Consider the following 23,908-nt stretch of genomic DNA (forward strand, 5'->3'; position numbering starts at 1 on the left):
GCCCCATCCTTGTCATTTCAGAAGGGCCCGCCGTGAACCTCGTCGCGTCTACGACGCAGGACCTCCCATCGGTTCTGTCGTTTAGCAACATAAGCGTCACATTTGGTGGCGTTAGAGCCCTCCAGGATGTCGCCTTCGAGGTTCTCCCGGGCGAAGTGCAATGCATCGCCGGTGAGAACGGCAGCGGCAAGAGCACCCTGATCAAGGTAATCACCGGCGTTTGTCAGCCGCTAGGCGGCGCAAACATGTCGATCGCCGGAAAGTCTATCGACATCATGTCGCCGGCTGCGGCGCGCAGCGCCGGGGTGGAAGTCATCTGGCAGGACCTCGCACTGTTTCCTGAAATGACAGTCGCGGAAAATATCGGGATCAGAACTGTCCTCGGCAACATGCCTCGGCTCGTCGATCATTCGCGCATTCGCGAGGTGGCGCGAGGGCTGTTGGCGCGGCTTGGCGCCGACCTCGATGTCGACGCGCCTCTGCGTAGCTTTGCAATCGCCCAACGTCAGATCGTCGCCATCGCCCGGGCGCTCGCCGGCGATGCGAAGGTTATTTTCATGGACGAGCCCACATCGTCGCTTACTCAATCGGAAACAGACCGGTTGCTCTCGATCGTTCGAACACTCTCGAATGAAGGCATGGCCATCGTCTTCGTCAGCCATCGCCTTGCGGAAGTTCTGGAGATCTCAAGTCGCGTCACCGTTCTGCGCGACGGTAAGGTCGTTGGGGTGTTCCCGACCGCCGGAATGACCCAATCACGCCTCACCGAACTGATGACCGGCAAGACGTTCGACCAAACCGTGAGCACGAGAAACCTTAGTGGATCACCCGTCGTGTTGAACATCGATCGATTGACCCGCGCAGGCGACTATGACGACGTTTCGCTGACAATACGGCGAGGTGAAACGCTTGGCCTGACCGGGCTACTCGGCGCCGGTCGCACAGAACTCGCGCTTTCTATTTTCGGCATGCTGCGCCCAGACCGCGGCAGCATCGCACTCAACGGGACGGTTCTTCATCTGAACTCCAACCGCGACGCAATCCGCGCGGGTATTGGATATCTCTCCGAAGACCGCTTGTCCCTTGGTCTCATACAAGCTCAGTCCATCGCCGACAACGCCGTTATCCCGGTGCTCGACAAGATCCTTGATCGAGGGCTGATCTCCTCGGAGAAGAAGGACGCGCTCGTCAATCATTGGATCGAGGAATTGGCGATAAAAGTCGGGCGGCAGACCGATGCGATTTCCACGCTCTCGGGCGGCAACCAGCAAAGGGTGGCCATCGCCAAATGGCTGGCGGTCGGCCTGAAACTGATCATTCTTGATTCGCCAACCGTGGGGGTGGACGTTGGCGCGCGGGCCGGCATCTTCGAGATTGTCGCCAAGCTCGCTGCCGAAGGCCTGGCGATTCTGCTGATATCCGATGAAGTGCCGGAGGTCTATTTCAACGCCGATCGTATCCTTCATATGGCTGCGGGCAAGATAGTCGCCGAATACGATCCGCACGCCATCCCGCTCGGCGACCTGGAAGCTGCCGTCTATGCGTAACCGCGGCAAGCTCTTCCGGGCTCATCCCACCGAGACATGGCTCGTTGTGGTTCTTCTCATCATGAGCGCAGGTCTCTCCGTTGCGAGCGACAAATTCTTCACCATTGCCAATCTCTTCAATCTGCTCAACACAAGCTCGACAAATCTGATCTTCGCGGTTGGGCTGCTGGTGGTGTTGATCGCTGGGGGCATCGACATCTCCTTCGCTGTGGCCGCGTCAGTGGTTCAATACGTTGTGGCGCTGGCTCTAGCCCAAATGGGAGGTGGTGATTGGTTCATCGGCCTCACCTTGGCGGCAATTGTCGGGATCGCCCTGGGTGCGGTGAACGCCGGCCTCATCTACTATTTCCAGATCATTTCAATCGTTGTCACCATCGCCACCTTCAATATTTTTTTCGGCCTGCTGATGTTCTTCACGCACGGTGTATCGATCTACAATCTGCCTGCATGGTGGACGCATCGCACTGTGCTTTTCGAGTTCCAACAGGCGAATGGCAATTGGGCCGAGCTAACACTGCCGGTTGCGATCATGGCGGTCTGCGTCGCCGCCACCTGGGGGCTTATCCGGTATACCACCACGGGACGGCAGCTATACGCTTTTGGCGATAACCCGGAGGGCGCCCGTCGCCTCGGTATCAACATCGCGGCGATGCACTTCATTGCCTTCGGCTGGCTTGGTTTGATGGCCGGGATCGCGGGACTTGTGCAGGTGCACTATTCCCAGGAAGTCGTGCCCAACGCATTGGTGGGGCGCGAGCTGGACGTGCTGGCAGCTGTTGTCCTTGGCGGTGCCAGGCTGGGTGGCGGGCGCGGCACCGTGCTCGGTTGCATCCTTGGCGTGTTTCTTGTGTCGGTGACGCAAAACGGGCTGAACCTCCTCGGCATCTCTCCCTATGCTTTCAAGATGATCGTCGGGGCGATCATCTTGATTGCCATCACGCTGTCCAACGCGCCGCTCGGGCATATCCTCGCGGGCTTGCGGCAGAGGATGGGTACATGACGCAGCGCGTGCTCGAAACTGGAGCGCTACGGCACGGATTCTTGCGCCGTCTTGCCGGCACGTTGGGCGCCGAGAATATCGGACTTTTGCTGGCATTGATTTTGGTGATTGCATTCTTCGGATCTCTCTCGCCGCGATTCCTGTCCAAAGCTACCTTTGAATCGGTGGCCTTCCAGTTGCCTGAACTTGGACTGCTTACGCTCGCGATGTTGATGCCGATCATCTCGGGCGGCATCAATCTCGCCGTGACGTTCACGGCCAATCTCTGTGGCCTCACGCTCGCCTGGGTTCTTCAGGCCAACGGAGGACCGGACGCAAGCATCTATGCCTTTCTACTCGGTTCCGTTCTTGCGGTCGGCGTTGGCACGGCAAGCGGCTTGGTCATGGGCCCGGTGATAGCCTATACCGGCGCGCACCCCATCCTCGTTTCGCTCTCGGTGATGATTTTCCTGCGCGGCCTTGGCGAGTTTCTGACCCGCGGCGCCGATATTTCGGGCTTTCCCGAATTCATCCAGCCCCTGGGTCACGGCAGCATCGTCGGCATTCCTGTCCCGCTGCTGATACTGCTCGGCGCAGTCATCGTCTGGCATGTCTTGATGACCCGAACCAGGCTTGGCTTTTCAAACTATATGGTCGGCTCCAACATCGAGGCGACGCGCTATTCCGGCATCTCGACGCGACGCGTGATCATTCTGATCTACGCGCTGTCTGGCGCCATGTGTGCGTTGGCCGGCATTATCATGATGGCACGATTCAATTCCGTCCGTGTCGGCCATGGCGAGTCCTATGTGCTGATTACGGTGCTTGCCTGCTTCTTGGGCGGGGTGAATCCGTTTGGCGGCTTCGGCAAGGTCGTTTCGGTCTTCCTAGCCCTCATCGTTTTGCAGTTGCTTTCTTCGGGACTGAATCTCTTGGGCGCCAGCCAGCACCTGGCCACAGCCATTTGGGGCATCATGCTGATCGGCGTCATGATCTTGCGGTGGGCTGCCGGGCAGCTCAATTTCATGAGGATAACACGATGAAGGGTTTTGGCGTTCATACGAGCATGTGGACGAGTGGTTGGTCCGTAGAGGGCGCCGAGCACACTGTAGCGGCGGTGAAAAAATACGATCTCGATTTCATTGAAATTTCGCTGGCCGATCCATTTTCTTGCGATGCCGATCACACCCGCAAGCTGCTGGCGGCAAATGGCATGCAGGCGGTGTGCTCGCTAGGGTTGCCCGAATATGCGTGGGCATCGCGCCACCCACAGGAGGCGATTGACTTTCTCAAGGTGGCTATCGACAAGACGGCCGACATCGGAGCCCAGGCGCTATGCGGCGTAATCTATGGCGGCATCGGCGAGCGTACTGGCGTGCCACCTACGCAGGACGAACTTGATAACATTGCGAAAGTGATGACGTCCGCCGCCGCGCAAGCCAAGTCTCGCGGCATCGAACTCGGTGTTGAAGCCGTGAACCGCTACGAGAACCACATCATCAACACCGCGGCTCAGGCGGTGGCACTAATCGAGAGAGTCGGCGCCGACAATATGTTCGTGCACCTTGATACCTATCACATGAACATAGAGGAGAAAGGTATGGGCAACGGTATTATCGTCGCCCGCGATTACCTCAAATATATCCACCTCTCCGAGTCTGATCGCGGCACCCCAGGCGAGGGCAATTGCAATTGGGATGAGACGTTCGCAACGCTGGCCGCGATCCGCTTCAAGGGCGGGCTCGCGATGGAGAGCTTCATCAACATGGATCCGCGTCTGGCGTTTGGCCTCAGCGTGTGGCGTCCGGTGGCCGAGAGTGAAGCGGTTGTAATGGGCAACGGTCTGCCGTTCTTGCGCAGCAAGGCACGGCAGTACGGGCTGATCGCATAAGTTACATCGCCATGCGAGATCGAAACTCGGCACATCATGAGCCGACTGCATCGACATTGCGGCGACTGCCTTCGAAGCAGGAGCCGCTCGAGAGGCAATATTGCGGCGTTTTAGATCCCGGCCTTCGGCTGCCCCCCGGGCGCAAGCAGCCAACCGGTCGGCGATCGCAACTGCCGTGAACAACCTATTTCACCGGCTCGGGCATCACAGCCTACCCTCGGCGGTTGCGAGCCGGCCCCGCATCAATTCGCGGCGCTTTCGAAACTCTGTGTATTCCTGGTCGGCCAGTACCCCGATCTGGATCACCGATCCACTCACGGCAAAGTTGAGTGAGGAGGGAATGCCTAGAAGATTGCCAAGGTTCTGAAGCACCTGCAGCAAGATCGTTCCAAGCACCACACCAATGATTGACCCTTCCCCGCCCCGCACGAGAACCCTCCAAGGACGGCGGCGGCGATCGCGTAGAGCTCGTAGAAATTGCCGTGCGAGCTTGGCAGGATCGAGCGTGTGTACATTGCGAGAAAGATGGATGACAGCGCCGTCAGCCCGGCGCAGATCACATAGGCGCAGATGATCACCCGGCCGGTACGGATTCCCGAAAACCGCGCGGCCTCTTCATTTTTGCCGACGGCGTAGAGGTATAGTCCGAAGGCGGTACGGTGCAGAACGACCAACATCACCGCCGCCAGGACAAGCAGGAAGACAAAAGAATGAGGAATGGGAATGGAGGTAGGCATTGTTGGTAAGAACCGAAACCAGATCGGTGCGACCGGTGGTGAGATATTCCAGATCCTCGAAGCGGGTTTCGTAGGGAAAGCCTGCCGTCGCATCTTGCGTGTTGCCCTGCTGCTCGCCGGCATGAAGATCGCCCGCACCATCCTGCGTCAGCCGGCCTGCAGGCGGTGATCGCCGACGAGCTGTCGCCGGGCGGGGCCGCCGACCTTTCCGATCAGTCCATAACAGACCACATCCTCGAACACGCCAAGACGGTCTATCACCCCTGCGGCACCTGCCGGATGGGCAGCGATGACCAGGCGGTGGTCGACCCGCAATTGCGCGTGCGCGGCGTGCCGCGCCTACGCATCTGCGACGCCTCGATCATGCCCGCGTCTCATCAGCGGCAACACCAACGCGCCGGTGATCATGATCGCCGACCGCTGCGCCGATTTCATCCTCGGCAGCGCTTAGCGAGAAACGGTCAGCCGAGAGAAATCCAGGCTGTTTTGGGACGGTGTATCTGTCCAGCGCATGCAGCGACTTGTCGCGACCGAAACCGGACAGCTTGACTCCGCCGAGCGGCACGGTGATGTCGGCGCCGCCATACATTGCATAGGTCCTATCAAATCGAGACTGGGATAGCGATGCCAACGCGCTGCTGTTGGCCGCCAGAAAGCTGGTGCGGATACGCCTGGAGAAATTCAGGCGATGCAGGCAACTTCACCAGACGCAGCAGCTCCAGCAGCATCCATGACGGCGCCGAAGTCGCGCCCGGCTTCCAGATCATCGCTGCGCCGGCCACACGCCCGGCCACTCGGTCTACCTCGCAAACTCCGGCAAGGAACAGCGCATGATTTCGGCCGACACGATGTATGTGCCAGCGCTGCTGGCGCCGCATCCGGAGTGGCAAGGCAGCTACGACCAGGACGGGCCGATGGCGATCACCAGGCGGCACAAGCTGATCGATCGCGTGATCGCCGACAACATCCGGATCTCGGGCGGGGGCTCTCAGAGAGGTTCCTGCTATTGCTGCTGCAGGCCGGTGATCATGGCAATGATCTCGTTCTTATCGGTCTTCGCGGTCTCGCGAATTCCAATCTGCTTGCCACGCCTGAGAACACAGATGCGGTCGGAGAGCTTGAAGACCTGGTCGAGGCTGTGGCTGATGATCAGGATGCCGACATTGCGCTGCTTCAGCGACTGGACGATAGCCTCCACCCGGGCGGTTTCGGCAACGCCCAGCGCCGCCGTCGGCTCATCCAGCAGGATCAGCTTGCTTGCCCAATGCGTGGCGCGCGCGATCGCAACGCCCTGGCGCTGGCCGCCGGAGAGATCGCGGATAGTGGCGTGGGCGGAGGGGATGCGCACGTCCAGTTCCTTCACCAGTTTCTCGGTCTCGTCGATCATGCGGCGGCGGTCGAGCAAACCGAGGCGGTTCAGCGGCTCGCGGCCGAGGAACATGTTCATGTAGACCGTCTGCTGGTCGGCCAGCGCCAGGTCCTGGTAGACGACCTCGATGCCGTGCGCGCGCCCCATGGTGGCATTCGACATCGTCACCGGTTTTCCTTCGATGACGATGGTGCCGGACGAGGGCGGGTGGACGCCCGAGACGATCTTGACCAGCGTCGACTTTCCGGCGCCGTTGTCACCGACGAGTGCAACGATCTCGCCCGGGAAAACCTCGAGCGAAAAACTCTCGATCGCGGTGATGCCGCCGAAATTCTTGCGAATGTCGTGCAGCTGAAGGATGGGCGCGCTCACCGTCATGTGTTTCTCCTAGACTGGCCAGGCATAGGGTTCACCGAAGCCGTTCTCGATGGTTTCCACTTTCGGATTGCCCGTCGAAATGCCCGACACGCCGACAATATGGGCGCGGGTGACGAAGGCCTGGCCACGGAAGCCGAACACGGCGCTGTCGCCAGGCTTCGGCGCGTTCGCGCCGGCGGCATCGATCATGGCGTAATAGTCGATCGCCGAGGGCGGCGGCACCTCGACGCTGCGCAGTGCCGAGCCTGCCGTCGTCGGTTCAGCCGAGACGATCGCCTTGACGTCGTAGTCGGGGAAGATCGGATCGATGTAGAAGCCGCCGCCAAGGCAATAGGCCTTGCCGCCGGAAAGATGCGAGACCTCAGTGAGATAGAGCACCGCCGGCAGCTCCGGCAAATCTTCCATGACATGCAGCGCGGTGGTGCCATGCAGTCCATTGCCGGGCTCGCACTGCGTCGCGCCGGCCTCAGCGAGTGCCGCCAGCATGACGCTGGAGGTGGTGCCCGGCGCGTTGATCTCAATGTCCTTGCGGCCTGCCTTAGCCAGCGCTTCCGCAGCTTTCGCGAGCGTCGCCAGATTGGGGGTCGGCAGCACTTTCCGCGAAGCATGGTCGAACAGCAGAGCAGGGAAAGTGGTGATGCCGGCGAAACGGCCGCCTTCGACGGCATCCAGCCGGTGGGCGACATCGACGGTGTCGGCGGCATCGAAACCGCCTTCATGACCGCGATAGAAGATATCGCCTTCGGCGGCGATGCGGGCCAGCAAATCCTGCACATAGCCGGCCGCCTTGGCGCCTGCCGCCGCTTCCCCAGCCTTGGTATCGTTGAACACGGTCCAGTAGTCCGGCTTGAAGGTTTTCGCCGCAGCCGCCGCTTCGAATTTTGCGACCTGCTGGAGATGGCCGAGATGGCCAAGCTTCATGCCTGCCTTGTGGGTGGCGCGGGCGCAAGCCATGTCGACGGCGACCGCGCGGTCAATGCCGCCGCGCATCACAGCCCGGCAGAACGACGAGGAGCGGCCGACCTGCTTGGTCATGGCGAAGATCTTCAGGCCGTTGCGGTTGGCTTCGCTCTTGAGAACCCGCGCATTGGCCTCAACCGTGTCGAGATCGAGCACATAAGCATTGGCCGGCAGCTTACCTTGCTGGTGCAACCGGATAGCTGATTCGATGAAGGCGGGGTTGCGGCGGCGCAAAATGTCGAGAAACATGGATGGCTTCCTTCAGCGGTTCTTTTCGCGCAGCGACACGGCGACTGCGGTCAGGATGATGAGGCCACGCACGATCATCTGGTCGGAGACCGACAGGCCCATCAGGATCAGGCCGTTGTTGAGCATGCCCATCATCAACGAGCCGACCAGCGCGCCGACCACGGAGCCCTTGCCGCCATTGAGCAGCGTGCCGCCGACGATGACGGCGGCGATGACCGTCATCAAGTCGGTTTCGCCGAGAGTATATTTCGCCGCCTGCAGGCGACCGGCATAGAGCAAGCCGGCAAGACCGGCGAGCCCGCCGCTGATGGTCAGCACGGCGAGCCTGATCCTGGGCACGCTGATGCCCGATACGCTTGCGGCGCGGGCATTGTCGCCGGTCGCCAGCACATGCGCGCCGAAACGGGTCTCGCGGAACACCAGGTGGCCGATGGCCACGGCAATCACCGACCACCAGACGAGTGAGGGGACACCGAGCAGCGAGCCGGAACCGAAGAAGCCGGTGAACGCTTCGTTGGTCACCGAGATCGAGCGAAGGTCTGTCATGGAACGCGAAACGCCGGCGAACAGGCCGAGCGTCGCCAGCGTCACCAGGAAGGAGGGCAGCCTGACATACGCCACCAGCACGCCGTTGATGACGCCGATCAGCAGGCCGGCGCCGAGGCCGGCGACTATCCCTGCCGGCATGCCGTACGCGTTGATGGTGACGGCGGCTGCAAGGGCCGCCACCGCCACGATCGAGCCGATCGACAAATCTATTTCGCCGGCCGACATGACGAAGACCAGGCCGATGGCCATGATCGTCACCGGCGTCGTCTGCAACACGATGTTCGATAAGTTCCGCACGGTGAGGAAGCCGCTGTCCCTCAGCACAATGGCGAAGAACAGGAAGATCGCCAGGAAACCGAGGTAGACGACATATTGCTGCAGATTGAAGCGGCTGGCGAAGCTGCTACCGGCGCTGGTGTTGGCACTGGACACTTTATTCCTCCGGTGGTGAGCGCTTCGCCTCGAGCCTATTTCACCGCGTCCGCGATAGCCGCCGGTACGTCCCTGTTGAGGGACTTCCTCCAACCGTCCTTCACCGTGTCCTTGGTGACGGCGATGGAATCTACGGCATAGAATGGTTCGGCCTTCTTGCCGACCAGCGAACCTGCCGAGGCGCGCGCCAGCGTCACGCCAATGCTGTAGGCCTCGTCGGCCACGAGGGCCGCGATGTTGCCGCCCTTGACCATGTCGAGCGCGGCAGGCTCGTTGAGGTCGAGCGTGACAATCTTGGTGTGCGTGTTGCCGGCACCGCGCAAGGCCGAAAGCACGCTTAGCGCCGGTTCGGCCCAGGTCACATAGATGCCGTCCAGGTCCGGATGCTGGGTGATCATCGCCTGGGCGATGTCTTCGCTACGCGCCGGGTCGGCCATGCCGGCCTCGGCCTCGATCTTCATATCGGGATAGTCCTGCTCGATGGTCTTCTTGAAGGCCTGGTCGCGCTGGTTGGTGACGTAGAAGTCGGCATCGTGGAAGATGTAGCCGACCTTACCCTTCTTGCCGAGCGCCTCGGCCATGGCGATGCCGGCCTTGTTGCCCATCTGAAAGAGATCGTCGGAGACGATGGTGACATAGTCCCTGCCCTGCTTGTAGCCGGCCGGGGAATTGTCGACGAAGCCGAGCTTGACGCCGGCCTGGCGTGCCGGATCGTAGACCGAAGCTGCGGTCGCCGGATCGACGGGAAGCGACAGGATGATCGACGGCTTTTTGGCCATCACCGTCTCGATATCGGCCTTCTGTCGCGCGGCGTCGAAACCGGCATCGGTCTGCGCCACCACCTCGATGCCGAGGCGCTTGAATTCGTCATGGGCGCCGGCGTTGACGGCGTTGGTGTATTCGCTCATTTCGTGCCAGACGAGGGCGGCGGTGAACTTGCCGTCCTTGATCTGCTGCTCTTCGGCTGGCGTCAGCGTAAGACTGCTCGCCGGCACCGGCTTTTCACCATTCGGTCCTGTGGTGACGCCTTCAGCGGCGAAGGCGTGCATGGCTAGCAGGCTCGCCACTGTCGTTATGATTACAGATGCTTTGCGCATGTCCCGGTTCCCTTTTTGTTGTGTCGAAGAAAAGCTCCGGTGCGGCGGGCCGCGCCGGAGCGAGAGCCTTACTTGGCCGCGTCGAGCACCGGCTGCGGCGCGTCGCGGTTGAGCGAGTCCTTCCAGCCCTGCGCGACATTCTCCTTGGTGACGGTCAGGGCCGGGGCGACGACGAAGGCCGGTGTCGGCTGGCCAAGCAGCGACTTCATGCCGGAAGCAGCCATGGCGCGGCCGAGTTCATAGGCCTTGTCGGCGACGAGGGCTGCGACATTGCCGCCCTTGACCATGTCGAGCGCGACCGGCTCGGCGAGGTCGAGCGTGACGATCTTGGTCCTGGCGTTGCCGGCGCCGCGTAGCGCCGACAGCACGCCGTCGGCCGGCTCGGCCCAGGTTACGTAGATGCCGTCGAGATCGGGATGTTGCAAAAGCATCGCGTTGGCCAGTTCCTCGGCGCGGGCCGGGTCGGATATGCCCTGTTCGGCGACGATCTTGATGTCGGGATAGACCTTCTCGATGGTGGTCTTGAAGGCTTGGTCGCGCTGGTTGGTGACATAGTAGGCAGCGTCGTGGAAAATGTAGCCGACCTTGCCCTTGCCGCCGATCGCCTTGGCCATCGCGTCCGCAGCCTGCTTGCCCATCTGGAATAGATCGTCAGTCACGATCGAAGCGTAATCGGTGCCCTGCTTGTAGCCCTTGGGCAAGTTGGACAGGAACACCAGCTTGGTGCCGTCCTTGACCGCCTGGCGGAAGGCTTCTGCCGAGGTGACCGGGTCGAGCGGCAGGGCCAAGATGACGTTGGGCTTGGCGGCCAACGCCGTCTCGATGTCGCTGCGCTGGCGGGCGGAGTCGAACTGGGCATCCGTTTTGACCGCAATGGTGATGCCGGCGCGGGCGAATTCGTCGGTGGCGCCGGCGGTTACCGCATTGGTGAAATCGGACGAGGTGTGCCAGAGCAAGGCGGCCTTGTAGCCCTTGTCCTTGAGCGCGGCGATGTCGGCATCGCTTAGGATCACGTCGGCACTTGGCGTGGCGCTCTCGCCCTGCGGGCCGACCGTCTGTGCGAAAGCTGGGTTGGCGGTAAGGATCAATCCGCCGGCAAAGGCGGCGGCGATCAGTGTCTTCATCGGCATGTCAGTTCTCCCATTTGCTTCGTTGGTATTTCAGTCGGCCACGCCGCAGTAGCGGGCCATGAAGGCGGCGAAGCCGACTATGCCGGCGAAAAATTCCTCGACATCGACGTGCTCCTCGAATGTGTGGCAATTCCTGATGTCGCCGGGCGCGCAATAGACGGCAGGAATACCGAGCTGATTGATGAAGAAGGGGGACTCCGACCAGAACGGTGCGCCCTCGATGACGCCGCGTCCGCTCATTGCGCCGGCCATCGCGTCGGACAGCATGGCGACTTCCGCCCGCGTTTCGCCGATCTCGGCAGCGGTGCCGCCCAGCCTGTGGTCGCGGCCGGCGGGGTAGGCGAACTCTACCGAAATATCCGGATCGGCGATCGCGCCGCGCACGGCAGCCTCGATCTCGGCGGCGGCGGTGTCGAGGTCTTCGCCAGGCAACAGCTTACGGATCAGCGAGAGCGTGCAGCGCTCGGGGACGGCAATGTAGCCGCCGCCGGCAAGCCCGGTGATAAGCAGGAAGCCGCGCCCGACCAGTTTGTGCTCGGCGCGCGCGGCGACTTCATCCGAATGCTTCCAAAGCGCCGTCATCGCGGCATGGCTTGCACGGAGCGCATCCTTGCCGAGTTCTGGCACACCGAAATAGGCGGATTTGCCGGTAATCGAGATATCGGTGATGAAGAAGCCGATCTGCGCCGCATAGACGGCCAGGCGGGTCGGCTCGACATAGACGCTGAAATCGGGTGCTGTGACCTCGCCGGTCTCGATGCGTCCGACGAAGTGCTTGATCCCGGCGGAAATGCCGGTGCCGGGCTGGCCGCTCTCCTCGTCGCCGACGAAAGCGAAGGCGACGTCGCCCTTGAGGCGAACGCCTGCCTTGTCGAGTAGCGCGAGTGCCGCCAGCGAAGCAGTGATGCCGGCCTTGAGGTCGCCTGAGCCGCGGCCCCAGACAGCACCATCAATGATCGGGGCGGCGAACGGATCCTCACGCTCGGTGCCTGCCCAATGCTCGCGCCAGCCGTCGACATGGACGGTGTCGGTATGGCCCATGAACAGCAGGCGCTTTCCCTGGTCGGCCCCCTTGCGCTCGCCCCAGATGTTGGGCCGCCCGGGAAGGAATTCCGTCCTGGTCAGGCCGCTGAGGTCAAGGTCGCGCATCCTGGCTTCTAGAAAGTCGACGAAGTTGGCTTCGTTGCCGGTGATGCTCTCTCGGCCGATGGCGCGGCGAAACAGCGTTAGTGCGTCGTCGCGGTCGAGCGCTGCCTGCAGGCGGGCGGTAATATCGTGAGTCATATCGCGGCCTCCTTCAGGGCGGCGGCCTGGGCAGGCGGCAGCGAAATCCGGCCATCAGGCGCGTCGACGCCGAACAGCGTGTTGTGCAACTGGCCAAGGCCGATTGCCGCCGCGCCGATGAGGGCTGCGCGTGCGCCGAGTTCGCTCGCCTCGACCCTGACCGGATAGGGGAAGCATAGCGGCAGAAGCGCCTGCACCCTGGACAGGATTTCGGGCCGCAACCCAATCGAGCCGCCGAGGATAAACTTTTCTGGATTGGCGATCGCCGCGATTGCCGCAACGCCTTGCGCCAGATGGCGGGCAGTTTCGTCGAGCACGGTGAGCGCGTCCTTGTCGCCAAGCGCGGCATTCTCGAATATTGCCGGCACCGAGACCTGCCTGCCGGTGAGGGCGTGGTAGCGATCGGTCATGGCGTGGGTGGCCACCGCGCGTTCGAATGCGCCGGTGCGCAGTGATTCCTCGGTGAAGGGATCGGCCCCGATCGGCATGAAACCGATCTCGCCGGCGGCGTGCCCAGCACCCCGCACCAGATGGCCGCCCAGCATCAGCCCGCTGCCGATGCCGGTGCCGAGCGCGATGTAGGCGAGATTGTCGATGCCCTGGCCTTGGCCGAGCCAGTTCTCGCCAAGCACCGCGAGATTGACGTCGTTCTCGATCATCACCGCGACGCCGAGCGCTTCTTCGAAGGCATCCAGCACATTCATTGTGTCGAAGCCGGTAATGTTCGGCGCCATTAGAATGCGGCCGGTGGCCGGGTCAGGAGCGCCAGGCGCGCCGATGACGGCCAGGCGTATCTTCTTGCGCGCGACGTGCTGTCTGGCCGCGGCATCGAAGGCCAGCGCTGCAATCTGATCGACGACGAACTGGCCGCCGCGCGGGTCGGTCGGTGTGGCGGCTTCGGCAAAGATCTGGCAGGCAAGGTCGGTCAGCGCGACCCGCACCTTGGTGCCGCCAAGGTCGACGGCGATGATATAGGCTGCGTCGTGGACCAGTTCGTAGGTGACGGCGGTGCGCCCGACATGGCCGCTGGTGCGGCCGGTTTCCTGGACCCAGCCCTCCTGCTCGAGCCCGCGCATGATTTCGGAGATGGTCTGCTTCGACAGGCCCGTCAGCTTGGCGATCGAGGCGCGGGAGATCGGCCCGCCCTGGACGATCGCTTCCATCACGGAGCGCTGTGAGAACTGACGGGATATGCGCGGCAGGTCAGTCACACTGAACTCCGGTTAATTCGTTCTATGACCGAACTTATTATTCGGAACTGGACCTGTCAATGTATGTTCGCGAGCGGCCGTTTTTGCGCACGCGAACATTGATCCGGAGGCAGGATTCAGGCGCGTTGCTGCCGTTCGGCAGAAGATAAATGCGGTCAGGGGGTGGCTGGATCAGCTTCTTGAATCAATTGGGCGAACAGCTTCGTAACGCATTGACAAATAACGATCATGCTAGTCTCTGAGGGTCACTGTTTTCTACAGGAGATCAATACAGCGGATGGTCGCCGGTCCATATCTCTCGTATCTCTCGTATGGGTCTGTCGAACCAAAGGACGATGAACGAGACTAACTATTGGCTTCGAGAATATCGGTGATGTACCCCGGGTCTGCCTCCCAGTGAATGGCTCAAATGGGGCCGGCAGCGGAACGTCCGTTTGCAGTTTGCAAACGTGGATAACTACCATACCGCCTTAACTCGCAAAGACCCGTTTGACGCCAACTGGGCTGGCCCGAAGCCGACCTCTCCGTCCAGCATAGTCCGATCATATTCGGCGCAAGCTGCTCGCTTGAACCGTGGGATAGAATTCCGCCAATCTCGACCCGCCTATGCCTGGGTGGCCCCTGCTCACGATCACGAGCGTAGCGCCATCTTTCCGAATGGCCGGGTGAGGCTGGAGAAATCGCCGCCGAACCTTCTCGACCAGCCATTCTCCGGCTTTGGCAAAAAGCCGGTTCGAAGGCTTTTCCGCCATGTGCCGTTGCCTTTCGCAACGAACGGTCAACCGACTGTGAATAGCACTTGCAGGCACGTGGTTGTCAGGCGCCCACCGAACTTGACAAGCAGTCTTGCAGGAACTGCGTCGAGCACTGAACGTTTGACCAAGCGCGGGCATCTCCGCCTTGGCTAAGGACCATCAATGTTCACGTTCATGTTTGCCACCGGCATCGAGAACAGCACCCCCACCATTCGACAAGGCCGGGAGCGCGTCGACGAAATGGAAAAATGCCGCTTCTACGAACGATGGCGCACCGACTTCGAACTGGTCCAGGATCTCGGGGTGCATTTCCTCCGCTACGGACCTCCCATCCACAAAACGTGGCTGGGTGATGGACGTTATGATTGGGCATTCGCCGATGAGACCTTCGCGGACCTGAAGGCGAAAGACATTCTTCCGATCGTCGACCTTTGCCATTTTGGCGTGCCGGACTGGGTTGGCAACTTCCAGAACCCGGACTTTCCGACACTATTCGAGCACTACGCCAGGGATTTCGCGATGCGCTATCCGTGGATCCAGCTCTTCACCCCAATAAATGAGATGTTCATCTGCGCCACCTTTTCGGCTCGCTGGGGATGGTGGAACGAACAACTGAGCAGCGACACTGCTTTCGTCACCGCCCTCAAGCACATCGTGAAGGCGAACGTGCTTGCCATGCGGGCGATCCTCGAGGTGCGGCCGGACGCCATCTTCATACAGAGCGAATCCTCGGAATACTTCCACGCCGATTCTCCCGAGGCGGTCGGCAGAGCGGAACGGTTCAACAGCGAGCGTTTCCTGTCGCTTGATCTCAACTACGGTCATGACGTCGACGCGCACACCTATCGCTATCTTCTCGAAAACGGGATGACGGCCGAAGAATACAGTTTCTTCCTGGAGAGCCATCTGCGCAGGCATTGCGTGATGGGCACCGACTATTACCAGACCAACGAACATCGGGTTTGGGCAGACGGAACGACGTCCGGGTCCGGCGAGGTGTTTGGCTATGACGAGATCACGCGGCAGTACTTCAACCGCTACCGGCTTCCCGTAATGCATACGGAGACCAACATCAGCGAAGGCCCCAATGGAGACGAGGCCGTCTATTGGCTGTGGAAAGAGTGGGCCAACGTGCTGCGGATCCGCAACGATGGCATCCCCATCGTAGGCTTCACCTGGTACTCGCTGACGGATCAGGTGGACTGGGACAGTGCGCTTCGGGAGAACAACGGACGGATCAATCCGCTCGGCCTCTATGACCTCGACCGAAATCCGAGGGCGGTGGGGCGCGCTTTCAAGGCGCTGATCGCGAACTGGAACAAGCTGTTGGCCACACAAAGTGTCTGCCTTGCTTTGCCGGTCTTTCTTCCCTCACAGCAAGACGATGCCATTGTTCGCGCGCAACAGGATTATGCGCGCAGCCTGCTGAGCGTGGATCGGGTCGCTGAAGGCTGGACTGAACCACTTGCTGCTCCCCAGAAAGAGGTCGAACCCGATGCGCCTGGATAACAAGACTGCATTGTAACCGGTGCTGCAAGCGGCATTGGACTGGCCATCGCCATGCGGTTGGGCACCGAAGGTGCACGGGTGAGCCGACGTGGGTGGAGGCAAGGTCGAGAAGGCGCGCATCGGTTCGACAAGGGGCGCGCCGGGGAGGCCGCTATCACGGTGCTGTCGACTTGCGCTCACGCGTTCGGCAGGTTGGTAATAATCGTCAACAACGCGCCGGCCTGATAATCTTTAACCATTGAGGCATTCACTAGAGCGGGCTGGCTGAAGGTGCTGAGCGTCGACCTGCTGGGAGCAATTTATTTCGCCGGAAAGGCATTCGCTCATATGACATCTGGCGGCGTCATCGTAAAACATATTGAGTGTGCGCGGTCGAGACGAGCTCCGCATGTCGAGCTATACGCCGCGGCAAAGGCCACCCTCCTGTCTCTAACCGAGACCCGACGCAGTTCGCACCTTGGCCGACTGGGCATGAATCCGGACGATTGCCGAACCAAATGGAACCTGCCTCGCAATTACCCGATGGTGGCACCCAACTATTCGGGAAGCGTTCCGCATATCGCCTCTAACACCCAGTAGCGGACAGCTCTCGCCTGAGGCGTCAGTCGTCGTTGAAGCGCTCCGGCATCGCATTCGAGACCAAGGCTGGTGCACAAGGATCATGACATCGAATTCCACTCTATACAGGAACAAGTGCCTTTCCTCGAGATTAGGGTTCGACGCCGCAACGGCGTCGAACCCCAAAGGAGACTCACATGAAACGTAAGATTTTGACAGCTACAGCGATCTCTCTCTGTCTCGCCACCGCGGCCTTGGCGCAGTCGTCAGGAACATCCAGCGGCACGAACGGAACGTCCGGCTCATCGGCCGGGTCGGGTATGAGTTCTACGTCCGGCTCAGGCCAAAGCGGTATCCCGAGCGGCTGGGACAGCAAGCTCTCGGGCTCATTCTTCAGCGACGCCAATTCGGGAAGACTTCTGTCGCAGGATGAGATCCGCAAGAACTGGTCGTCCCTGAGCTCTGAACAGCAGGCACAGGTTCGCTCCGACTGCTCGAGAATGACGGCCAGTAACGGCACTGGCTCTGGCACAATGACCGGCACGTCAGGTAGCTCGGCTTCGACCGGCAGTGATACAACGGCGAGTGTCGGCACCGGCTCTGGCACAGCCACCGGCACTTCAGGCAGCTCTGGTTCGACCGGCAGTAACACCACGGCCAGCAACAGCACTGGTTCGGGTACAACCACCGGCACGTCGGGATCCTCGAATACAGCTGGCGATACGACCGCCAGCACCAGCACGGGTTCGGGCGCGAACTCGGCTGCTCAAATGGCTTCGATGCAGCAGCTCTGCACCCAGGTTCAAGGGATGTGACTGAATGCGGGCTCCGGGCCGGCTTGGCCGAGATAGAAGAGGCCTTGACGGCCCGGACATCGCTTTGGTTCGGTAGCCATTTCGGCGCTGAAGTCGGCCGGTGATCGGTGTCACAACTCGGCGCTTGTATCGCCGGCGACCGTCCCTCGCCAATAGCGCGCTTCGCGTCGAGACACTTCTCTCGGGCAAGGGCAAGTGAGATTCCGTCCCGTCCATACCCGCCAAGACAGACCGTCTCGCGGCGTCCGTTGAGCCTGTAATCCAGCCGAAAGGAGATCGCGCCACTAGGCATGACGCGAACATACATGCCGTCGCGGTCCGCAATCTTGTAGATTTTCACTTTTGGTTCAGGGCTTTAAGGGCGACGTCCGTCAGCATTCCCCGCTACCTCCTGAAAAGTACCGTCAGTACAATTTCGAGGCTCTTCGGCAGAACATTCGTTTTATCTTCAGTGCCTTAAGGCATCAAAAAACACCGTCAGAGCCTCATTGGATCTGACGGTACTTCGAAAAATCTGAGCTAGCAATTTGCGGAAGGTCCGTCAGCCGGTCCGTCAAATCCAATCTCCGCACCGATTGTCGCTAATTGTCTCCGAATGGATTTATACGTGTTATCAAATGGTTGTGGCGTACAATGGCGTGTTTCCGGCGGCTTTGGGTAGGTCTGAATCATTCCCACTCGATGGTGCCTGGCGGCTTCGACGTCACGTCGTAGACGACGCGGTTGATGCCGCGGACTTCGTTGATGATGCGGGTGGCCGCCGCGCCGAGGAAAGCCATGTCGTAGTGGTAGAAGTCGGCGGTCATACCGTCGACGGACGTCACGGCGCGCAGCGCGCAGACGAATTCGTAGGTGCGGCCGTCGCCCATCACACCGACGGTCTGCACCGGAAGCAGCACGGCGAAAGCCTGCCAGATGGCGTCGTAGAGGCCGGCCTTGCGGATCTCGTCGAGATAGATGGCGTCGGCCTCGCGCAGGATTTCGAGCTTCTCGCGGGTGATACCGCCGGGGCAGCGGATGGCAAGGCCTGGTCCAGGGAACGGATGGCGGCCGATAAAACTTTCGGGCAGGCCGAGTTCCTTGCCCAGTGCCCTCACCTCGTCCTTGAACAGTTCGCGCAGCGGCTCGACCAGTTGCATGTTCATGCGCGCCGGCAGGCCGCCGACATTGTGGTGCGACTTGATGGTCACCGACGGGCCGCCGGTGAAGGAGACGCTCTCGATGACGTCGGGATAGAGCGTGCCTTGCGCCAGGAAATCAGCGCCGCCGAGTTTCTTGGCTTCTTCCTCGAACACTTCGATGAACAGCCGGCCGATGGTCTTGCGCTTCTTCTCGGGGTCGGACTCGCCTTCCAGCGCCGAGATGAATTTTTCCGACGCGTCGACCAGGATCAGCGGCAGATTGTAGTGCTGGCGGAACATCGCCACCACGCCGGCGGCCTCGTCCTTGCGCATAAGGCCATGGTCGACAAGAATGCAGGTCAGCTGGTCGCCTACCGCTTCGTGGATCAGCAAGGCAGCGACCGATGAATCCACGCCGCCCGACAGCGCGCAGATCACCTTGCCCTTGCCGACCTGCTCGCGAATGGTTTCGACCGCATGCTCGCGATAGGCGCGCATCGTCCAGTCGCCTTCGATGCCGGCGATGTTGTGCACGAAGTTTCTCAGCAGCCTGGCGCCATCCGGCGTATGCACCACTTCGGGGTGGAACATGATGCCGTACATCTTGCGCGCGACATTGCCGAAGATGGCGAAGGGCGAGCCTTCCGACTTGCCGAAGACTTCGAACCCCTTGGGCAGCGAGATGACTCGGTCGCCATGGCTCATCCACACCTGGTGACGCTGGCCGGGCGCCCACAGGCCTTCGAACAGCGGGCTGTCCTTTTCGATCTCGACGAAGGCGCGGCCGAATTCGCGATGGTTAGAGCTTTCGGCGACGCCGCCCATCTGCACGCACATGGCCATCTGGCCGTAGCAGATACCGAGCACCGGCACGCCGGCATCGAAGACGATCTGCGGAGCGCGCGGGCTGCCGATGTCCGATGTCGAGGCGGGACCGCCCGACAGGATCACGGCTTTCGGATTGATGCGCTTGAAGGCAGCTTCGGCCGATTGGAACGGCACGATCTCGGAAAACACGCCAGCCTCGCGGATGCGGCGGGCGATGAGCTGCGTAAACTGGCTGCCGAAATCGACAATCAGGACTGTATCGGGATGATTGGCTGTCGTCATGGCGAGCCTTTAGAGAAAGAAACGAGTCGGCGCAATGGGGTGCGTAGCCCGACTTTCAGAGCGCTGCCGGCTCTTGCCCAGGCTGCTCCTTGTGTAGCGTGCCGGAGCCGATGGCCTGTTCGAGGCGCACGACTGCATCCGCCAGCTTCTCGTCGATGACATGCAGATATTCGGTCCAGTCGCCAACGTGGCGCAGATCGGCTGCACCGTCTGAAATGCCGCGCAGGCCGATAAGCGGGATATCGAACAACTGGCAGGCGCGCAGGCAGGCGAAGGTTTCCATGTCGACCATGTCGGCGGCGATGGCGTCATAGGCGGCACCGGTGATGATGGCGCCGCCGGTCGACAGGCTGGCTTCTTTAATGCCCGGTATCCTGAATGATAGCGGGACGGTCACCGGCAGGTCGAGGAACGGCGTCGCGCCTTTTTCGAAGCCTAGCGGCGAAGCGTCGATGTCGCGATAGCTGACCGAGACCGCCTGGTAGATTTCCGTCTGCTCCAGTGTGCGGCTGCCGGCGGAGCCGAGCGAGACGACGAGATCGGGCAGCGTCTTCTCAGACTTCAGCCATGACAGTTCGGCGCCGAGCCGCACACCTGCCTCGACCGGGCCGACGCCCGTCATCAGCGGCGTGAACAGTTTCTGCAGATGCGGACCGTACTCCGCTTGCGCCGCCATGACGAAAAGAACGTCCTTGCCGCCAGTTCGCGTAACGCTGGCCATCATCCCGCTATCCCGTCACGGCCAACCACCGTCATCATCGTGCCGGTCATGGTCGCGATCAGCTTGGCCTCGCCATCGGCGGCAAAGGCGTACGCTTGGCCATCGGCGACAATGATGGTGCGGCCGGGTTTGGTCACCGAGCCGCGGAACAGGAAGCGTTCGCCCCGGCCGGGCGCCAGGAGGTTGACCTTGAACTCAATGGTCAGCACACCGGAATTTTCCGGCATCAGCGAAAATGCGGCATAGCCGCAGGCCGAATCCAGCGCCGTCGAAATCACCCCGGCATGCAGGAAACCGTGCTGCTGGGTCAGTGCCTGGGAATACGGCATTTCGATCTCGATGATGCCCGGCGTCACAAGCGTCAGCTCGGCGCCGATGGTCGCCATCGCCTGCTGGCGCGCGAACGACGCCCTTACGCGGTCCTCATAATCGGGTGCGGGTACGATCTTTGCTGCCATGGCCATCGCCCTGATTTATCTGCAAAGCTTATCGCAGACGCCTGAACGCCACGCAAATGCTTTTGCTGCACTGCAGCAAAGCACTCAGTTCAACAGGAGCAGCGACGCGTTGAGCAAGGTGGCGAAGGCCACCCATAGGGCATAGGGCGCAAAACAGCCAGCCGGAAACCCGGTCGCGGTTCCACACCGTGGCTATGAACAGCGCAATGCTGGCGAGAAGAGCCAGGATCACGACCAGTGCCGGCCCCACCAGTTTGGCGCCGAAGAAAGTCGGCGACCACGCGAAGTTCAGAACAAGCTGGAGGGCCCAGATCTTCATCGCGGCGCCTGCTCGTTCCCGCTCCCATGTCCGCCAGCCGGCTACGGCGATCAGGACATAAAGGAGCGTCCAGGCCGGCGCGAAGACCCAGTTGGGCGGGTTGAAGGGCGGCTTGGCGAGCGAGGCATACCATTCACCCGGCAACGTCGCATAGCCGATCAACAGGCCGCCGCCGAGCACCAGAATGAGGAAAAGCAGAAGCGACACATATCTTTGCAAGAATTCTACCCCGTCTGGCGGCCGACGCCGCGCATCTGCAACTGGCGCTATGTCAGCCTGTCAATCGCAGCGTCAATTCGCCCGACGCAGCGCACAGAAATAGAACCCGTCGGTGCCGCTGAGCGCCGGCGACAGCGAGATATCGCTTGTCTTGCCGATCCGGGCGGCCGCTGCGTGACCGGGGAAGCTGGCATCCCAAAGCGCGCGATGATCGACCGGAACGAAGCCCTTGTGCCGTTCGCGAAAGGCGGCGACCTGCTCGCCATTCTCCTCGTCGAACACCGAACAGGTGATGTAGACCAGCAGGCCGCCCGGTTTGACATAGGCCTTCGCCGCATCGAGGATCGCCGACTGCTCGCCCTTGCGGGCATCGAGCTGTCTTTGCATCAGCCGCCATTTGGCGTCTGGACGGCGCCGCCAGGTGCCGCTGCCGGTGCAGGGCGCATCGACCAGCACGATGTCCATGTGGCCTGCGAGGGGGCTGAGCTCAGCCGGCTTGGTGACAACCTGGACGTTGCGGTTTTCCGAACGGCGGAGGCGGTCGAAGATCGGCGCCAGCCGCGCTTTTTCGGCATCATGGGCGAAGACCTGGCCTTTGTTGGCCATCGCCGCCGACAACGCCAGCGTCTTGCCGCCGGCGCCGGCGCAGAAATCGAGCACCTGCATCCCGGCTTGCGCGCCGGCAAGGGCGGCAACGATCTGCGAGCCTTCGTCCTGGACCTCGAACCAGCCTTTCTGGAAGGCCGGCTCGGCCTGTACGTTCGGGTGCCTGCCGTCGCCGTCGATGGGCGGGATGCGAATGCCTTGTGGCGCGATAGCGGCTGCCTTGGCGCCGGTTTCGGCGAGTTCCGCCAGCACTTTGGCGCGGTCGGACTGCAGCGTATTGACCCTGATGTCGAGCGGCGGGCGGGTCGCCAAAGCCGCCCCTTCCGCAACCCAGTCTGCGCCAAAGGATCGTTCGAAGAGCGGCGCGCACCAGTCGGGTATGTCCGCCCGCACCGCCTCCGGCGCGTCTTCAGGCCGGCGCTCGGCCAGCGCCTGCAACTCGGCGGCGCTGAGCAGCGGCGGCGCGAACTTGTCACCCTGGAGCGCATCGTTGAGCGACTGCGGCGTCTGGCCCCATTCGATGAGCAGCGCGCCGAAGCCGATGGCGCGGGGCGTGTCTTCACCCAAAAGCCAGCCGGCGGAACGTTTGTGGCGCAGCGCGTCGTAGACGATGTTGCCGATCGCCGCGCGGTCGCCGCCGCCCGCAAAGCGATGCGACAGGCCCCAATCTTTCAGCGCATCGGCCACCGGCCGGTGGCGCCGGCCAATGTCGTCCAGCACTTCAATGGCTGCCGCCAGCCGTCCGCCCAGTCGCATTCGTCATTCCATCTATCGAGCACAGTATCTTTCGGCCTGCTCTTAGAGCGTTTCGCGTCGAGATTGAACCCCGCTTGAATTTCGCGGCGACGAGGCCTTCCGCTCGCGGCCGACGATTTTCCCCGCCGGCAAATGTCTGCCCGCCGGCGATAACAAATCTCAAATATATGCAAGGTCTCTAATGTTGGTAACTGGCCGCCGTAAGCACGATCTGTGGCGCAAAATGCTCTGCTTTCCAAGCTTTTGCGTTGGGAATACTCTTTGCGCCATGATTCGCGGCGCGGAAAAGCGGACCGACGGATCGATACGAGGAGAGGGCAATGAAAACGTATCTTGCGGAAGTTCTAGGGACATTTCTATTGGTGTTTATCGGCACGGCGTCGGTGGCGACGGGTGGCTTTCTCGCCGACTTGCCGCTGGGCCAGGAAGCCATCGGCCTGGCGTTCGGCATCGGCCTGATTGCGGCGGCTTACGCGGTGGGTCCCATCTCAGGCGCACATCTCAACCCGGCCGTCACGCTCGGCGTCTTCCTTGCCGGCCGGCTGCCGGCCAAGGATGTCATTCCTTACTGGATTGCACAAATCATCGGCGCCATCCTGGCCTCGCTGGCGCTGTGGATCATCGTCTCCGGCCAGACCGGCGGGCACACCACCGGTTTCGGCGCCAATGGCTGGGACGTGGCGAAGTGGGGGACGAGTTCGGCCTTCCTGTGGGAGCTGATCGGCACCTTCACCTTCGTCACCGTCATCCTCGGCGTCACCGCCGAGAAGCACTCGACGGCGTTCGCCGGCCTTGTCATCGGCCTGACGCTGGCCGGGCTGCATTTCGCCATGATCCCGGTGACCGGCACCTCGCTCAATCCGGCGCGTTCGATCGGCCCGGCGCTGTTTACCGGCGGCGCAGCCCTCAGCCAGCTCTGGCTGTTCATCGTTGCGCCGCTGATCGGCGGCGCAATCGCTGGCGTCGTCGCCAAGGCACGCATCTTCGAAAAGGACTGATTTCGAAGCCTGCGATAACGAAGGGGGGGGGGGGGGGGGGGGGGGGCCCCGCGGGGGGGGGGGGGGGGGGGGTGGGGGGGGGGGTGGGGGGGGGGGGGGGGGGGAGGGCGGGGCCGGGAGGGAGAGGCGCCCAGAGCAGAAAGAGGGCAT

20 protein-coding genes and 6 pseudogenes are annotated in these 23,908 nt (G+C 61.8%); 9 read left to right on the plus strand and 17 right to left on the minus strand.

The genetic code is table 11. From position 1 onward, the window contains the following. Positions 1-32: 32 nt before the first annotated feature. Genes NKI32_RS26105 through NKI32_RS26120 form a run of 4 tightly spaced genes read left to right on the plus strand, consistent with a single transcriptional unit; the run spans position 33 to position 4,417 of the window. Positions 33-1,547, plus strand: a complete 1,515-nt coding sequence (locus NKI32_RS26105) for a sugar ABC transporter ATP-binding protein (RefSeq protein ID WP_353004254.1) — start codon at positions 33-35, stop codon at positions 1,545-1,547. Continuing rightward, positions 1,540-2,547, plus strand: a complete 1,008-nt coding sequence (locus tag NKI32_RS26110) for an ABC transporter permease (RefSeq protein WP_023667741.1) — start codon at positions 1,540-1,542, stop codon at positions 2,545-2,547. Before NKI32_RS26105 ends, NKI32_RS26110 begins: the two co-directional genes overlap by 8 nt. Continuing rightward, positions 2,544-3,569 (plus strand): ABC transporter permease, encoded by a 1,026-nt coding sequence (locus NKI32_RS26115; protein WP_023667740.1) that lies wholly within the window; start codon positions 2,544-2,546, stop codon positions 3,567-3,569. Before NKI32_RS26110 ends, NKI32_RS26115 begins: the two co-directional genes overlap by 4 nt. Continuing rightward, positions 3,566-4,417, plus strand: coding sequence for a sugar phosphate isomerase/epimerase family protein (locus tag NKI32_RS26120; RefSeq protein ID WP_353004256.1), 852 nt, complete (start codon positions 3,566-3,568; stop codon positions 4,415-4,417). The genes NKI32_RS26115 and NKI32_RS26120 overlap by 4 nt, the downstream gene beginning before the upstream one ends. Positions 4,418-4,621: 204 nt before the next feature. Here the strand turns inward: NKI32_RS26120 and NKI32_RS26125 are convergent. Beyond that, a pseudogene (locus NKI32_RS26125) lies at positions 4,622-5,281 on the minus strand (ABC transporter permease); the annotation flags it as partial. A gap of 38 nt (positions 5,282-5,319) precedes the next feature. On the opposite strand from NKI32_RS26125, the pseudogene NKI32_RS31595 reads away from it, so the two are divergent. Further along, a pseudogene (locus NKI32_RS31595) lies at positions 5,320-5,472 on the plus strand (GMC oxidoreductase); the annotation flags it as partial. A 143-nt stretch (positions 5,473-5,615) separates the two neighbouring features. Here the strand turns inward: NKI32_RS31595 and NKI32_RS31600 are convergent. After that, positions 5,616-5,740, minus strand: a pseudogene (locus NKI32_RS31600) (aldehyde dehydrogenase family protein); the annotation flags it as partial. A 16-nt stretch (positions 5,741-5,756) separates the two neighbouring features. After that, entirely contained in the window at positions 5,757-5,921 is a 165-nt protein-coding gene (locus NKI32_RS26135) for a hypothetical protein (RefSeq protein WP_023715648.1), read from the minus strand. Here NKI32_RS26135 and NKI32_RS26140 point away from each other — a divergent pair. Further along, a pseudogene (locus NKI32_RS26140) lies at positions 5,881-6,134 on the plus strand (MBL fold metallo-hydrolase); the annotation flags it as partial. The gene NKI32_RS26135 and the pseudogene NKI32_RS26140 overlap by 41 nt on opposite strands. A 23-nt stretch (positions 6,135-6,157) precedes the next feature. On the opposite strand, the gene NKI32_RS26145 reads toward NKI32_RS26140, so the two are convergent. The 7 genes from NKI32_RS26145 to NKI32_RS26175 all read right to left on the minus strand — a co-directional run bounded on the left by NKI32_RS26145 (position 6,158) and on the right by NKI32_RS26175 (position 13,813). Next, on the minus strand, positions 6,158-6,901 hold the full coding sequence (locus NKI32_RS26145) for an ATP-binding cassette domain-containing protein (protein ID WP_023686849.1): 744 nt from the start codon (positions 6,899-6,901) through the stop codon (positions 6,158-6,160). A 9-nt stretch (positions 6,902-6,910) separates the two neighbouring features. Beyond that, entirely contained in the window at positions 6,911-8,110 is a 1,200-nt protein-coding gene (locus NKI32_RS26150) for an alanine racemase (protein ID WP_352627009.1), read from the minus strand. 12 nt (positions 8,111-8,122) lie between these two features. Continuing rightward, complete coding sequence (locus tag NKI32_RS26155) at positions 8,123-9,091, minus strand: ABC transporter permease (protein WP_023686847.1); 969 nt, start codon at positions 9,089-9,091, stop codon at positions 8,123-8,125. 35 nt (positions 9,092-9,126) lie between these two features. Further along, on the minus strand, positions 9,127-10,188 hold the full coding sequence (locus tag NKI32_RS26160; protein WP_023681811.1) for a substrate-binding domain-containing protein: 1,062 nt from the start codon (positions 10,186-10,188) through the stop codon (positions 9,127-9,129). Between the two features lie 68 nt (positions 10,189-10,256). Beyond that, positions 10,257-11,318, minus strand: a complete 1,062-nt coding sequence (locus NKI32_RS26165) for a substrate-binding domain-containing protein (protein WP_352825565.1) — start codon at positions 11,316-11,318, stop codon at positions 10,257-10,259. A 30-nt stretch (positions 11,319-11,348) separates the two neighbouring features. Then, positions 11,349-12,602: a M20 family metallopeptidase gene (locus NKI32_RS26170; RefSeq protein WP_353004260.1), complete on the minus strand. Its 1,254-nt coding sequence runs from the start codon at positions 12,600-12,602 to the stop codon at positions 11,349-11,351. Continuing rightward, a complete protein-coding gene (locus NKI32_RS26175) occupies positions 12,599-13,813 on the minus strand; it encodes an ROK family transcriptional regulator (RefSeq protein WP_023827933.1) in 1,215 nt (404 codons plus the stop codon). Before NKI32_RS26175 ends, NKI32_RS26170 begins: the two co-directional genes overlap by 4 nt. 917 nt (positions 13,814-14,730) lie before the next feature. Here NKI32_RS26175 and NKI32_RS26180 point away from each other — a divergent pair. Both NKI32_RS26180 and NKI32_RS26185 read left to right on the plus strand, forming a co-directional pair. Next, complete coding sequence (locus NKI32_RS26180; RefSeq protein ID WP_023738285.1) at positions 14,731-16,077, plus strand: family 1 glycosylhydrolase; 1,347 nt, start codon at positions 14,731-14,733, stop codon at positions 16,075-16,077. A 237-nt stretch (positions 16,078-16,314) separates the two neighbouring features. After that, positions 16,315-16,656, plus strand: coding sequence for an SDR family oxidoreductase (locus NKI32_RS26185; RefSeq protein ID WP_353004270.1), 342 nt, complete (start codon positions 16,315-16,317; stop codon positions 16,654-16,656). A gap of 172 nt (positions 16,657-16,828) precedes the next feature. Here NKI32_RS26185 and NKI32_RS26190 read toward each other — a convergent pair whose 3' ends face one another. From NKI32_RS26190 to NKI32_RS26220, 7 genes and pseudogenes are all read right to left on the minus strand, one after another. Continuing rightward, a complete protein-coding gene (locus tag NKI32_RS26190) occupies positions 16,829-17,377 on the minus strand; it encodes a hypothetical protein (RefSeq protein ID WP_023738284.1) in 549 nt (182 codons plus the stop codon). 197 nt (positions 17,378-17,574) lie between these two features. Further along, a pseudogene (locus tag NKI32_RS26195) lies at positions 17,575-17,828 on the minus strand (Arm DNA-binding domain-containing protein); the annotation flags it as partial. A 290-nt stretch (positions 17,829-18,118) separates the two neighbouring features. Next, positions 18,119-19,681: a glutamine-hydrolyzing GMP synthase gene (guaA, locus tag NKI32_RS26200; RefSeq protein ID WP_352521147.1), complete on the minus strand. Its 1,563-nt coding sequence runs from the start codon at positions 19,679-19,681 to the stop codon at positions 18,119-18,121. Between the two features lie 55 nt (positions 19,682-19,736). Further along, entirely contained in the window at positions 19,737-20,405 is a 669-nt protein-coding gene (locus tag NKI32_RS26205) for a 5'-methylthioadenosine/S-adenosylhomocysteine nucleosidase (protein ID WP_353004262.1), read from the minus strand. After that, positions 20,402-20,860, minus strand: a complete 459-nt coding sequence (locus NKI32_RS26210) for a PaaI family thioesterase (protein ID WP_023701303.1) — start codon at positions 20,858-20,860, stop codon at positions 20,402-20,404. Before NKI32_RS26210 ends, NKI32_RS26205 begins: the two co-directional genes overlap by 4 nt. Positions 20,861-20,944: 84 nt before the next feature. Continuing rightward, a pseudogene (locus NKI32_RS26215) lies at positions 20,945-21,398 on the minus strand (TspO/MBR family protein). 72 nt (positions 21,399-21,470) lie between these two features. Next, positions 21,471-22,760, minus strand: a complete 1,290-nt coding sequence (locus NKI32_RS26220; RefSeq protein WP_023681821.1) for an RsmB/NOP family class I SAM-dependent RNA methyltransferase — start codon at positions 22,758-22,760, stop codon at positions 21,471-21,473. Between the two features lie 320 nt (positions 22,761-23,080). Between NKI32_RS26220 and NKI32_RS26225 the strand changes: the two genes are divergently transcribed. Continuing rightward, the gene (locus NKI32_RS26225; protein WP_023681822.1) at positions 23,081-23,758 is read left to right on the plus strand and encodes an MIP family channel protein; all 678 of its coding nucleotides are present in this window, start codon (positions 23,081-23,083) and stop codon (positions 23,756-23,758) included. Positions 23,759-23,908 lie beyond the last annotated feature (150 nt).

This window comes from Mesorhizobium sp. M0761 (genome assembly GCF_040320205.1).
Lineage (GTDB): Bacteria > Pseudomonadota > Alphaproteobacteria > Rhizobiales > Rhizobiaceae > Mesorhizobium.